This window comes from Labilibaculum manganireducens (assembly GCF_963665805.2).
GTDB lineage: Bacteria > Bacteroidota > Bacteroidia > Bacteroidales > Marinifilaceae > Labilibaculum > Labilibaculum manganireducens.
The window spans coordinates 1,600,159-1,613,564 of sequence record NZ_CAXXEE010000003.1 but is presented as its reverse complement, the minus strand read 5'-3'; the positions used below and the strand labels follow the sequence as shown (position 1 = coordinate 1,613,564).

10 protein-coding genes are annotated in these 13,406 nt (G+C 36.7%); 2 read left to right on the top strand and 8 right to left on the bottom strand.

What is annotated here, in order from left to right; genetic code table 11:
* Positions 1-15: 15 nt before the first annotated feature.
* The 8 genes from ACHZAX_RS06115 to ACHZAX_RS06080 all read right to left on the bottom strand — a co-directional run bounded on the left by ACHZAX_RS06115 (position 16) and on the right by ACHZAX_RS06080 (position 11,518).
* Positions 16-1,035 (bottom strand): PEGA domain-containing protein, encoded by a 1,020-nt coding sequence (locus tag ACHZAX_RS06115; RefSeq protein ID WP_320018424.1) that lies wholly within the window; start codon positions 1,033-1,035, stop codon positions 16-18.
* 184 nt (positions 1,036-1,219) lie between these two features.
* The gene (locus tag ACHZAX_RS06110; RefSeq protein ID WP_320018423.1) at positions 1,220-2,893 is read right to left on the bottom strand and encodes a RagB/SusD family nutrient uptake outer membrane protein; all 1,674 of its coding nucleotides are present in this window, start codon (positions 2,891-2,893) and stop codon (positions 1,220-1,222) included.
* Positions 2,894-3,234: 341 nt separating this feature from the next.
* Complete coding sequence (locus ACHZAX_RS06105) at positions 3,235-6,324, bottom strand: SusC/RagA family TonB-linked outer membrane protein (RefSeq protein ID WP_320018422.1); 3,090 nt, start codon at positions 6,322-6,324, stop codon at positions 3,235-3,237.
* A 282-nt stretch (positions 6,325-6,606) separates the two neighbouring features.
* Entirely contained in the window at positions 6,607-9,255 is a 2,649-nt protein-coding gene (locus tag ACHZAX_RS06100) for a helix-turn-helix domain-containing protein (protein ID WP_320018421.1), read from the bottom strand.
* Positions 9,256-9,563: 308 nt separating this feature from the next.
* On the bottom strand, positions 9,564-10,016 hold the full coding sequence (locus ACHZAX_RS06095; protein WP_320018420.1) for a GNAT family N-acetyltransferase: 453 nt from the start codon (positions 10,014-10,016) through the stop codon (positions 9,564-9,566).
* Positions 10,017-10,023: 7 nt separating this feature from the next.
* The gene (locus ACHZAX_RS06090) at positions 10,024-10,830 is read right to left on the bottom strand and encodes a hypothetical protein (RefSeq protein WP_320018419.1); all 807 of its coding nucleotides are present in this window, start codon (positions 10,828-10,830) and stop codon (positions 10,024-10,026) included.
* Complete coding sequence (locus ACHZAX_RS06085; RefSeq protein ID WP_320018418.1) at positions 10,830-11,264, bottom strand: SRPBCC family protein; 435 nt, start codon at positions 11,262-11,264, stop codon at positions 10,830-10,832. The genes ACHZAX_RS06090 and ACHZAX_RS06085 overlap by 1 nt, the downstream gene beginning before the upstream one ends.
* On the bottom strand, positions 11,261-11,518 hold the full coding sequence (locus tag ACHZAX_RS06080) for a putative signal transducing protein (protein WP_320018417.1): 258 nt from the start codon (positions 11,516-11,518) through the stop codon (positions 11,261-11,263). Before ACHZAX_RS06080 ends, ACHZAX_RS06085 begins: the two co-directional genes overlap by 4 nt.
* A gap of 345 nt (positions 11,519-11,863) precedes the next feature.
* On the opposite strand from ACHZAX_RS06080, the gene ACHZAX_RS06075 reads away from it, so the two are divergent.
* Both ACHZAX_RS06075 and ACHZAX_RS06070 read left to right on the top strand, forming a co-directional pair.
* Complete coding sequence (locus tag ACHZAX_RS06075; RefSeq protein ID WP_320018416.1) at positions 11,864-12,697, top strand: FKBP-type peptidyl-prolyl cis-trans isomerase; 834 nt, start codon at positions 11,864-11,866, stop codon at positions 12,695-12,697.
* A gap of 319 nt (positions 12,698-13,016) precedes the next feature.
* Positions 13,017-13,406: a BlaI/MecI/CopY family transcriptional regulator gene (locus ACHZAX_RS06070; RefSeq protein ID WP_320018415.1), complete on the top strand. Its 390-nt coding sequence runs from the start codon at positions 13,017-13,019 to the stop codon at positions 13,404-13,406.

Here is a 13,406-nt window from a genome sequence, read left to right as displayed (position 1 = left end):
TACAAGCTAATCTTCTTATTGTACTGCGATATCTCTAACATTATGCTTCAAAAAAGCTTCCGGTCCAATACCTACATATTCCATAGGTCTGGATAAATGCTTTACACGGCCAGATATGATATCTTCATACCACCCCAACCATGGATATGTATATTTATAGGTCTCAGCACTATGAATAACCAGTCCTTCAGTATTCTTTTCCGGAAGTTCATATTTTAAGTCTTGATAAAAACCTTCTCCAACAGTGTGAAGCCATTCATGACACCATACACCGGGATCATTTTCCTTATACCATTGTAATCGTTCTTTTACACTTCCACTTTTATAATCGTCAAATTTCACAATAACAAAACCTGCCTTAAAATCCAGAGATAAAGGATCAAGCCATGCTAATCCAAAAAAATTGTCTTTCATATGGCAATCGCCTTCTTTCTCTCTGTAAAAACAAAAAATGGCATCGTAATCACCTGGTTTAATTTCCGGTTTTAAAGACGTTATCGCAGAAGGATTTATAAGCAGTCCATTATTGGCCAAATCCAAAGCCAATGGTTCGGAGTAGTCTTCCCGCACGACCTCCCATTTTATTGTGTTGTAAGAGAATTTCTCAAAATGTTCCTTAATACTCCACCGGAAATAATTGTACGCCTGATCTAACTCTTCTTTACTATATGTAGATGTACAAGCGTCATGAGTTACTGTCTCAACGCCTATCCAAAGCGCTTTCCATATTTTTGGTTCTGGTTTATCCAAGTCAGTTAAATTCACAGATGTAACTTCATCGGTGACTTCTATTTCCTTTCTCAGATAAGTTCTTGTCTCGTTCATCGCTACCCCAATAACGTGATTTCCATTTGAAAGAAATAGCTCTTTAGGAGTTTTAGATCCTTTGTATTTCCCATCGATGTATATAAATCCTTCGTACGGACTTGTGATACTAATTTTGGGGGCAGAACTTGCTTGTTTTTCTTCACTTGAATCGCATCCGAATAAAAAGCAAGTGAGGAAACATATCATGTATAATGTATTCAAATTCATTTTTAAGGGATTTTTTTGCAAATGGAATTACTCTGATTTCATATTGACACCCAACTCTTTTTTTTATGAATCAATATCAAAAGAGTTTAGCGGCATATGAATTCAACTACAGATTCTTATCTATAAGATATTGGAGTTTTAAATTTTTCCGGAGGAAATACCTCCGGAAATTATTTTTAGTTTTCTACCAACCAGGGTTTTGTTCGATATGAGTGATATCAATTTCTGCTTGAGGAATCGGCCACACATAGTGCTTGTTTTTATCAAAAACACGTGTTCCCCACGAAAGAGTCACTTGAGTTCCTGAATTAGGATCTGTATAAGTAAGTCCTTTGGGTACACCTGGCATTACATCTTCAGCAATTTTCCATCTTCTAATGTCCATCAGGCGTAGACCTTCAAATGCCAACTCCACTCTTCGTTCGCGTCTTAAAATTGTACGCAGCTCATCCTGACTTTTGCCGGCTGCAACTGCAGGCATATTCACATCGGCACGCTGGCGCACTTCATTTATAGCATCGAAAACAGATTGATCAATATCGTTGTTCTCAATTTTCGCTTCGGCATAAGTCAACAGGACTTCAGCATAACGAATCAAAATGTAATGAATAGACCCATTCCAGTAATCTCCATTGTCGATGTCCTCTTCTGAAATGTATTTCAACCAATTGTAACCTGTAGCCGTTTTATTCCACTGCCCACCTGTCCCATCGGTTAAGTCATCACCTGCAACAATTTCCTTTCCAGGATAAGTTGCTCCCGGAATAGTATTGTATACGCCGCCTCTCCAGTCGTTACCCGGATAAAGAATGGAATAAGTCATGCGAGGATCACGATTAGCGTATGGATTGTTAGGATCGAACAAGGCTGATTCACTGATGGTCTTACCATCTGTACACTCATAGCTGTCAACCAATGATTGCATAGGACATCCACTACTCCATCCTCCAGCTGAATTGGGACCGTAATTCTGCATGGTGAAATTCCATTGCTTTTCTTTCAACTCCTGCAAATCGAATATCACCTCTGAGTTGCTGATTCCCTCGTAAGTGAACATCTTCCCATAGCTTGGATAAATAGTATAGACTCCAAGATCCATCACTTCTTTTGCTGCAATAGCGGCTTCTCCCCATTTTTCCTGATAAAGAAGGATTCTGGCCTTCAGTGAAAGAGCAGCACCTTTGGTCACACGACCAAGATCCTCACTGGAATAGGAGCTTGGCAGATTTGTTGCTGATTCTGTAAGATCCTTCACAATGGCATCCATAATAATGGCTTTATCAGTTCGTTTAGCAGCTTCTGCTGCCTCTTTCTCACCATCAGCACCTTCAGTTGGTGTTGTATCTTCCGGAGCAATACTGTTTGTCAGGAAGGGTACATCACCAAAAAGGTAAACCAAATCGAAATAGAAAAAGGCTCTTAGAAATTTCGCTTCAGCAAGTAAGCGAGCCTTGTAATCCTCATTAATATCAGTAACACCATCAGCGCCTTCCAATATTCTGTTCACTCTTTGAATCCCTCTGTATCGCTCCATCCAACGGCTTTCAACATACCAATCGTATGAAGAAGCAGTTCCATCTGCAAGACGGTAACCTTCATTCCATGAATGATGATCAAGGGCATTATCGGTTATAGCTTCTATACGAAGCAAATCGGTTGAATACCCATAATCTGTTCCCCAGTTATTAAAGCCAATGGAAGCATAAGCTGCATTTACAGCATATTCCAAATCTTTTTGTTGAGTAAAGAAAGTTGCTGAGGATACCTGATCGCTGGGAGTACGATCCAGAAAATCATCGCTGCAGCCTGCGAATACAAACAGCATCGCAGATACTAAGCATATTATATTTGTTTTCATATGATTATAATTTTAAACTTTTGCCATATGGAACTTTCCAAGCTGGAATAATCATCTACCTGTGTGTCAAAATTACTTTGGCATGGACGTTTCATATGTTTATAATTTTAAGTTTTTGTCATATGGAACTTACCATATAATCATCTCCCTGTGTGTAGAAAGCTTTATACATGGACGTTTCATATGATTATTATTTGTTTTTAAGTTGCCATATGAAAGTCGCTTGAATAATCAATTCCCCTGTGTAAGGAAATTTTGCTCCTGCTCGTTTCATATAATCATTTTTAGTAGTAAACCCGATAACTATCGGAAATTGTAATTTTTTCTCTTTAAGAATTCAATTAGAATCGAATTTGCACACCCATTGTATAGGTTGAAACAGGAGGATAGTAATTTGGTCTTCCATCATAAGTTTCCGGATCCAGTCCTGATTCAACATCAGTTATGGTAAAAAGATTTGTTGCTCCGGCGTAGACTCTGAGCTTCTCAACTCTTAATTTTTCAAGAACTGATTGTGGAAAAGAGTAACCAATTTGTAAGTTTTTCAACCTAATGTAGGACGCATCTCTAATCCAAAAATCGTTGTATAAATAGTTGTTCTTATTTGAAGCAGCCTGTAATCTTGGAAAGGAAGCATCTGTATTTTCAGGTGTCCATCTGTCCAATACCCGGGTTGTGGTGAAAATCTCGTATGCCGGTCCTTCGTTGGGTGCTCCATAAAAGTAGTTTTCAGCTTTTAAAACCCCTTGCATGAATGCAGAAAAATCGAAGCCTTTGTATTCGGCATAAAGATTAAGACCAACCGTGTAGTGAGGAATAGGAGAACCAATCACCTTACGGTCATCGTCGTTAATCTCACCATCGCCATTCTGATCAACCAATTTAATATCACCGGGCTTTAGTTCCGATTGGTTGGGTTGAACTGCATGCTCGTCAATCTCTGCCTGAGACTGGAATAAACCATCTGACTCATATCCAAAGAAAGAATTAATCGCTTCACCTTCTTTAAGAATCGACCATCCACTAATTGAAGGCTCGTTTCCTGCAAAATTAACCAGTTCGTTTTTCACATCGGAGATATTAAAACCAACTGAGTAAGTCAAATCATTAATCTTATTTCTATGGGTAATGGCCAGTTCCCAACCCGTATTCCGAACCTGTCCGGCATTGGTTTCCGAAGCAGCTAATCCGGTTAAGTAAGAAATTGGTAATTTCAGCAGAACATCTTTAGTATCTTTTTGATACCAGTCGGCCACAATTTCGAGTTTGTTGTCGAATAAGGCAAGATCAAATCCAAGGTCAATCATCTCGGTTGTTTCCCAGGTTACATCGGTATTGGCATAGTACCACTGCGAATATCCATTCACCTCGTTATCATTAAAGTTGTAAGGGAAATCGGCATAAACGGTAGATGAAAATTTATAGTAACCAATGTTTTGGTTTCCTAACTGTCCCCAGCTTCCTCTTAGTTTCAGATTATCTATGGTGCCAATGGCGTTCATAAAACTTTCTTCTGTTACTCTCCAACCTGCTGAAAAGGACGGAAAAACTCCCCACTTGTTTCCCTCTGCAAATCGTGAGGAACCATCGTAACGAATATTTCCTTCGAGTAAATATTTGCCTTTAAAAGCATAGTTCACTCTTCCCAGATAAGACAATAAGGCCCAGTCTTCATTATAGCCGGAATTAGTTTGACCTTCGGCATCACCAGTATTTAACTCTGCATAATTATCGCCATAAATATTGTTACGCTGTCCGCTTAAAATATATGCCGTATTCTCAGTAATTTCTGAACCCGCCAACAAATCAAGTTGATGATCCCCAAAGGTTGTGTTGTAATTCAGTAAGGCTTTAAAGTTGGTTTCTTCCTGATGCCAGCGACCATCTGTTAATTTGCTGGGTGACCATTTCTGAATCACATTATCTGTATTTTCAGGATCAACAAAGTCATATGCTGCCGTATAGTTTTTATAACGATTGTTGATACTTTTATAGGAGAAATCAGTTTTAAGGGTTAAACCTTTTACAAGACCAATATCTGCCCCAATTTTCAAATTAAGAGCTTCATCAACAGATTCATTCATACCACCAACTTCAAGGCAAGCAAGGGCATTGGTATTGTCTTTATTCAAACCATACACTCCATTGGGGTATTTCAAAACAGTTACAGGCGAGGTTCCCACCATAGCTCCAATAGCAGAACCTAGTCGGTTTGGTTTTTTATTATCTCTGCGATTGAATGAAATATCAGCTCTTACTTTAAAATTTTCCTTCACCTGGAAATCCGTATTCAATCGGAAACCATAACGTTTTGAACTAACATTCTTAAGCATCCCATCCTGATCCATATGATTCAGGGACAAAGCAATTTTCGATTTCCCGGTTCCTCCGCTTATTTGCAGCGATTGGTTAAATACGGGTGCTGTCTCGAATAGTTCCTCAAAGAGGTTGGTATAGGGATAGTTAACAGAATCATCACCGGCAAGTGTTTTCTGAATGTAGTCATCGGAGTATTTCGGATTTAATCCCGCATTAACAAGAGCCTCATTTACCAGATTCAGGTAATCTTCAGCACCAACCAGTTCTGGAAGGGTTGCAGGTGTTTGCCAGCCATAATAACCATCGTAGCTCACTTTATAACCACCTTCTTTTCCTCTTTTGGTAGTAATCAGAATTACGCCATTGGCTGCCATTGCACCGTAAATTGAGGCAGATGCTGCATCTTTCAAAATAGAAATACTTTCGATATCATTCGGATTGATATCACTCATCGACATTTCAATACCATCAACCAAAACCAAAGGATTTGTACTCGATGATAAGGATCCGATACCCCGGATATTAATATTCAGATTCTCCTCTCCGGGAATTCCTCCCCGGTCGATAATGGTTACACCGGTGGATACACCCTGCAAAGCCTGACGAACATCTGTCATCGGTTTTTTCACCAGTTCATCTCCCTTAACAGCTGATACGGATCCGGTAAGATTGGCTTTTTTCTGGGTTCCGTAACCAACCACCACAACTTCATCAAGCCCTAAAGCATCTTCAATTAAACTTACATTAATTGTAGAATTTTTGGTAACTGTAATTTCTTGATTTAAGTAACCAATAAAACTAAAAACAAGAGTTGCGTTTTCAGGGACGTTAATTTGATAATTACCATCAATATCAGTTACGGTACCGGTTGTAGTTCCTTTTACAATGATGTTCACTCCAATTAAAGCCTCTCCGTTTTTGTCCACCACATTACCCTGTACATTGTATTCCTGAGTTTGGAACACTGTTGTTTCAATTTTTCCTTCATTGGAAGATGCAAATGCAGGTGTAACCGAAATAAAAAAAGCGGCACAACACAAGCTTGCAATCCATGAAAAACTTTTCTTTAGAAGGCTGCTTTGCCTTGCTAAACTTTTTGAGTTTTGATTCATAAATTTTAGGTTAGATTAAAATTAATACATCTGGTTAACTGGGGATGGTGAGAGCATTCCCAAGAATATTGATCTTGTATTAACTCTTTCGAGATAATTTCACAAGTTTTTAGAGTCTCTTAAAGACCTTTCAAAACACGCTATTACAGGGGGAAAATGATTGTACTGATTGACCAAAATTGAGTACGATATGACCAATTTGCATTAAAATGCATGAGTTAAGACAAAAGTCAATTCAAAACTCATGCAGATTCAAAATAAAAGCTTTAAAGTTGTGGCGAATTACTGTACCGGTTCAGAAATACACCAAAGATTTTCGTAATATTCTTTGTATTCCGAAGGAGCAATTCCAAAATGTTGTTTAAAACAACGGGTAAAATAGGAAGGTGAATTGAAGCCCATATCATAAGCGATTTCATTAACGCTTAATTTTGCTTCAATCAATAACTGGGTTGATTTCTGGAGTCTGACAAAACGAATCAATTCATTCGGAGACAAGTCGGTATTGGTTTTTAACTTCCGGTAGAAGTTCGACTTGCTCATTTGCATGCCAGCATAGAGTTCATTTACACCATAAGTGTTGTTGGACAGATTGTTTTCAATCAAAAGAATTGCCTTTTGCATAAAATCATTCTTCATCCATTCTTTGAAAATCTTCTCTTCCGGCGTTTCCATTACAGTCTGATCTTCACCTTTAACAAGTAAAGAATTAATTGCATTTCCTGATCTCCAATAGAGAAATACAATTCCCCCTAAAATGAGTACAAAAATGAACCACAAAATCACAGCAGTATTGTAAGTACGCTTCCTTTGAAATTTGAAGGACGAATAATCTTTACTGACGATCCCATCGGAATTTATTGCCGTAATATCTACCTGATAAGATCCTTTTCCTAAATGCGAAAAATCAAGCGTGGATTGATTGGCAGAAATATATCTCCATGTAGAATCAGGATCAGAAAACCGATAAGCGATTCCATTTTCCTCATGATGATTAAATGAATAATTATAGATTTTAAAAATGGATTCAGTTCCATTTGCGCCTTGCTCAACTTTAAACAAAGGCGCAGCCAAATAGCTGTTTTCCTTAGGATTGATGGAAACAACACCATCATTACTTCCCCAATAAAATCCGTCTAACCTGCTATGCAGCAACTTTCCGTGATTGAAACTATTGGCCTTTGAACCACCGGGAATTTGATAGCTTGTGAATAACTTCCTTTTAGAATCGAAACGATACATACCCATTCTGGAACCCAGCCAAAATTGCCCTTTCTTATCCTTCTCAATGGATGTAAATTCAATCACTTTATCGGGTGGATTGAAAAAAAAAGGTTTTGAACTTTCCATCTGAATTAAAGCGAGTCCTTTTGACGTAGCTGCCCAAACCTCATTCGTATCATTGATATAAAAATCGGAAACCTCTGAGCTTAATTCAATTTTTTTCTGATTGAAGTACAATTCCATGTACAAAGACAAAACCCACATATTATTCAGGGAATCTACTTTGATATTGATGGAAGGCATACTATCCAATCTTCTTAAATCATCCGCTTCGCCCCCGCAAACAAAACTCCCCTTATCCGAACAGATGTACAACTTCTCATTAAACTGCTTTAAACCATAGATGTAGTCGTTTTTTGCCAAACCAGCCTCAGTCGAAAACAATTGTCCGGAAGCAATCACTTTTTTTGAATTTAGAGAAGGATAATCAGCCGTAATAATGCCCATATGCCTTGTGCCGATATACAACTTGTCTTTAAAGTGCAGAATGGCTTCAATGAATAAATCATTCATATTCCCTTGCAAAATAGGAATAGAAATCAACTCTTCCTTTTCCTGATCGAGCAAATACAAGCCCTTACCCGAAGTACCAATCCATATTTTACCATCATCTGACTGAGTAAGCGCATTTATATAGCCCGCTTCAGGTTCCTGTTCCTGTAAATTGCTTTTATATTTTTTGTAACTGATTTTTTTACGATCAATTTTATTCAAACCTGCACGATTTGTTCCAATCCACACAGATCCCGAGTAATCGCGAAAAAGAATGTTTACCTGTGCATCATAGAAGTCATTAAATATTTCATTTTCACGGTCGATATAATCCTTCAAACTGTATTTACCATCAATCTGCTGCACTTGCTGAACAAACTCCCCATTGGTTCCCAAAATAATTCCATCGGTACCCGAAATGTTCAATGAAGTAAAGAAATCAGGAGTTTCCGTCCTTATTTCTTCTATCCCTGAAATCCAAAGGCCTTTATCCGTTAAAAATACGGGAACTCCATCATCCTGAAATTGAATGGAAACCAGCTTTTCTTTTTTAAGCTCCGGATAAGAACTCACGAGAGTAAACGTTTCAGCTTCGAGCTTTGCTTCCCAAATGCCATTTCCATATGTTCCCAACAGAAGTTTTTGATCCGGGGAAATCTGTTTGCAGGTAATTTCCTGATCAGAGACTCGAATACCAGTCTGCCTTTCTTCATCATACTCGAATATTCCGGATTTACTTCCAATATAAATTTTGTTATTGATTCGAAAGAGCGCAGTAATTGGAGAATGCTCCATTTGAGGCAGATCAAGTTTAATAAATCCCCGATCAGAAATAGAGAACAGATAATTCCCTTCGTTTGTTCCCAGTAAAAGTTGATTCTTATTAATCTGATCGATAAAAGAAATGGCATGCAAAAAAATAGAATCAGACATTGGATAACTCACAAACTCCGATCCGTTGTAGCTGCTTATGCCCTGAAAGGTCCCGATCCATAATAAACCTGTAGAATCCTGAAATACCGATAAAATAGTGTTGTTGGCAATTCCATGTTCGGTTGTGAACTTAGCTAGTTTTTGAAAATACTGAGTTCCCTGCAGTTTCGAACTGCATAGTAAAAGCAAAAAAACACAGCATATTACAATCTTTCTTAGCATCCCATTCATTTCATGAAATATAAAGATAAGAAAAACAAGAGAGGCTCCCAATCTCCCACATTGCATGAGCCACTCTTGTTACGCATCTAAATTGAAAAACTATTTACGAATATTTTAATACATTCATTTACAACAATCCTGTTTTGTGAAAAATATACTCAATAGCATATTCTACAGTATTGGTAAAGCAACAAAAAATAAGAATTCGCAACTAGTACAAATTGACCAAAATGGAGCATAATATGACCAAAAAAAGCAGTATATCTGATGCTTTCAGCATAAATTGGGTTTTACTTGCTCAGAGGGATTTAACTCACCGGTTTCTCAAAACAAACGCTTTCCTTCACGCCTGCATATTGTCCGTAATTAGGGATAAAATGGTAACCATTCTTTTGGTATAGTCCTATTGCCTCGGGTTGTTTCACTCCTGTTTCCAGAATGCATTTTTCAAATAACAATTCTCTTGTCCAATTTTCCAATTCCTTTAACACTTTTGATGCGACTCCCCTTCCTCTGTACTCAGGCAATACAAACATCCGCTTTATCTCCATTATATTCGGCTCATATTCTTTTATTGCACCGCAACCTACTGGTTCCCCTTTGTCATAAGCCAAAACCACATACTTAATATGATCCAATTTATTGAATTGAGAATAAAAAGCATGATCCTCTCCATCCCGTATTTCTAAATCGGCATCAAGAAATCTAACAAGATCAATGAAATCTTTATTTTCTGAGTTCGTTCTTTGAATTTCAATCATGAATTTATCAATTTATTTGCACGTGAATATGATCATCATGCCTAACTGCACCACAACCATGAAACCTAATACGCTTATCAGTAAGATTCAATCTCCGCTTTAAATGTGGCTCAATAAACAATTTTCTTAGTTTTTCATTATTCAAGATAGCTTCGATCAACTCTTTTGTTCCCTTCTCCGAAAACCGTAAATCAGGATTAATACTTCCCAAAATCAGATATTTAGGATAATCGTATTGAGAGTACCCTTTCTCCAAACAATCTTTACATTGATCGAATTCATCTTCACCGGCTTCTTCAAAAATGCCATAACCGCTTAGCGACTTTCCCTTGTTAACTATCTTTCCGCTTTCATCTTCATACACCAAACTAAAGTCTATTTTGCAACCATCCTTGTGACTAAGATGTGGTAACAGTGGAAAACCTTTTATAAATGGAAAGCAGGCATCCAAATATCGAATTTGAACTTCAGATTTATCACACATTAACCGATTTGAAATTTCTCTCAGAAACTTATTTGTTTCAGCAGTCACATAATTACGATTTAATAAAACTGTTATATAACCAGCTGGCCTCAAATGAGAATTAGTATCGATTTTTTGTCTTCCGAACAAAGGTGCGATAAGAGGAACAATAAGAAATGTAATTAGCAGATACAAGCTTGAGAATATCAAAATTGATTTTCCGTACATTTTGTATCTTATCTTTTTTGATACGACAATACCAATCAAATATACAATTCCTCCAATCTGACTTATGACAGTTAAGATCGCAAAGATCAGAAATCTCCAAATGTATTTTAAAACTTTATTCATTATTGATTCAAAAACTCCTTTAACCTTTTATTGATAAAATACTGCCAGCCATCAGTGCATGACTCTCTGGAAAATTCGGGTATATCCTGCGGGAATGTTTCCAGACCCAAATTAGTGAGGCGCAAAAGAGTTTCAATGTCCCGGTCAAATAATTCAAAACTTACAAAAGCATTCCCATACATATTTTCATATCGCCAATTGTAAACAATTTTCTCAAATGGAATCACCTCAGTAATTTTCCAAATGTGCATGAATTGTCTTTCTCCGGCATCAACATTAAATCTGGTTTCGAACCCCACTTCGGGAATAAAATCTGGCATATTTTCGAAGAACCATTTGCGCATCTTGTTAGGATCAGTAATAGCACTCCAAACCTCTTCTTTCGATTTATTGAAACTTTGTTCAATAATAATTGGCTGGCTTCTATCGCTCATGCTGTTGGATTATTTCCTTTAGTGAACTCGTTAATTAAGCGAAGAGCCTGCTCTTTGTCTCTTGCGAAAATCTCAAGTTCAACAGGATTAACACCACCTGCCGAAACCTGCCATGGTGCAATGGTTCCCATCAGTTGGTTTTTTACATTTACAGCAATTCCATTTTCTGTGAGAATGTCCTTTATTATTTCTGAATCTATCGGGTTTCCCGAATAAATTACAATTAAATCCAAATCATCTTTATTTGCGGTCATATCATCAAATAGTAAACAGTTCAATAAATTAGCTTATTTTATCAAAATTGATCTTTAAATTAATCAATAACAATCCATCATCTATATGCTGAAAAAGATAATGGAAATACTTAAAACTGATACTCCTTAAACATACATAAATTTTATAGGTTCATGTTAAAAAATCTTAAAAACAACTTAGGTTAACTCCTTCTTGTTTATTTTTTATTTTAATTTTTAGCTCAAAATTGTACTTTCGCTTGCATTGAAAATGAGAATTATATTGTGGTCTTCAATTTACAGCGAATACAAAATTTCACATCAAAAAATAATTTTATCAATAACCTTAAAAAGAAGTATCAAAAAATGAAACGTACTAGTATTATTCTTGCCTTTTTAGCTGTTGTTGTATGTCTTAGTGCTTGTAAAAAAGTTCCGAGATCGGGTAAAGCTAACTTCAAATCGAGCACTGACAGTCTTAGTTATGCTTTAGGATATATTGAAGCCAATAATTTCAAAAAATCATTCGAACGAATTCCGTTCCAAATGGATTCGGCAGATTATAAAAACATCGCCATAGCTATTGCAAAAACCAAATTAACAAAAAGCTATTCTGATTTTAGAATCAAGCAATTCGACTCCATTAACGAAGATGCTTTTTACAAAGGGTTTTTAAACGAATTGGCCTATGGAAAATCATATTTCTCAGAAATGAGTGCGGATATTTATCTACGAAAAATCTTCAATGAAAAAAAGGCTGTGCAAGATTCCCTGTATAAAGAACTGCAAAAAACAAATCTTTTAAAAGGGCAAAAATTTTTGGAGGAAAACAAAAAACGTAAAGAAATAATTACAACCGAAAGTGGGCTTCAATACGAAATAGTAAAAAAAGGTACCGGCAAAATACCTGCGGCTTCGGATCGCGTTAAATGTGTGTATCACGGAACTTTACTTGACGGTACTGTTTTTGATAGTTCGAAAGAACGTGGCGACACAACAACTTTCTACGTAAACCGGGTAGTTAAAGGTTGGACTGAAGCTCTGCAGTTAATGCCCGAAGGATCGGAATGGAAATTGTATGTGCCAGCAGATTTAGGATATAGTGAAAGAGGAAGCGGAGAAAAAATAGGTCCGAACGAAACGCTGGTTTTCGATATCAACCTCATCGAAGTAATCGAGAAAAAAGATAAGAAGAAATAAATCAAGTAAAACTGAATAGTAAAGGGGATATCGAAAGGTATCCCTTTTCTATTTATACTTTGTTTCTAAATTATTGGACAAAGAAACTCATTCTTTTAATGGAAGCCTGCAGTAAGCTTACATAGAAATTCTATCGCTTAATGTCATTTCAATCCTTAAAACAAATTATAATTTATCGGATAAAGACCATACTTTACAGGCATTTCAGAAAATTCACGCAACACACGTACTATATTTATAGTAATAATTACTACAAACATAGTAGGAATTAAAAATCAAACTACTATATTTGTAGTAGAAATTAAAAACAATAGACTCTATGGATGTAAAATCATTGACAAAAGCCGAAGAACAAATCATGCAAATTATCTGGAAATTGCGAGAAGCTATTGTTAAAGATGTAGTGGAACAATTTGACGGATCGAAACCTGCCTACACTACTGTAGCAACTGTTCTTAGTGTTTTGGAGAAGAAAGGATTTGTAACTCACCGAAAAATTGGAAACACTAAACTGTTCACACCTGCAATAAGTAAAGCAGAATACACCAAATTTCAATTTAGCTCATTACTTGGAAATTATTTTGGTGGATCGTTCCCAAAAATGGCCAGTTTTTTTGCCAAAGAAAACGATTTGGACATTTCTGACCTGGAAAATATCATGAAACAGGCTGAGGAAGAAATGAAAAAAGATCAACAAAAAGAAAACTAA

What these genes read in the sequence shown, in the direction of transcription:
- ACHZAX_RS06115 (WP_320018424.1), bottom strand. Translation starts at nt 1,035, where the DNA reads ATGAATTTGAATACATTATACATGATATGTTTCCTCACTTGCTTTTTA.
- ACHZAX_RS06110 (WP_320018423.1), bottom strand. Translation starts at nt 2,893, where the DNA reads ATGAAAACAAATATAATATGCTTAGTATCTGCGATGCTGTTTGTATTC.
- ACHZAX_RS06105 (WP_320018422.1), bottom strand. Translation starts at nt 6,324, where the DNA reads ATGAATCAAAACTCAAAAAGTTTAGCAAGGCAAAGCAGCCTTCTAAAG.
- ACHZAX_RS06100 (WP_320018421.1), bottom strand. Translation starts at nt 9,255, where the DNA reads ATGCTAAGAAAGATTGTAATATGCTGTGTTTTTTTGCTTTTACTATGC.
- ACHZAX_RS06095 (WP_320018420.1), bottom strand. Translation starts at nt 10,016, where the DNA reads ATGATTGAAATTCAAAGAACGAACTCAGAAAATAAAGATTTCATTGAT.
- ACHZAX_RS06090 (WP_320018419.1), bottom strand. Translation starts at nt 10,830, where the DNA reads ATGAATAAAGTTTTAAAATACATTTGGAGATTTCTGATCTTTGCGATC.
- ACHZAX_RS06085 (WP_320018418.1), bottom strand. Translation starts at nt 11,264, where the DNA reads ATGAGCGATAGAAGCCAGCCAATTATTATTGAACAAAGTTTCAATAAA.
- ACHZAX_RS06080 (WP_320018417.1), bottom strand. Translation starts at nt 11,518, where the DNA reads ATGACCGCAAATAAAGATGATTTGGATTTAATTGTAATTTATTCGGGA.
- ACHZAX_RS06075 (WP_320018416.1), top strand. Translation starts at nt 11,864, where the DNA reads ATGAAACGTACTAGTATTATTCTTGCCTTTTTAGCTGTTGTTGTATGT.
- ACHZAX_RS06070 (WP_320018415.1), top strand. Translation starts at nt 13,017, where the DNA reads ATGGATGTAAAATCATTGACAAAAGCCGAAGAACAAATCATGCAAATT.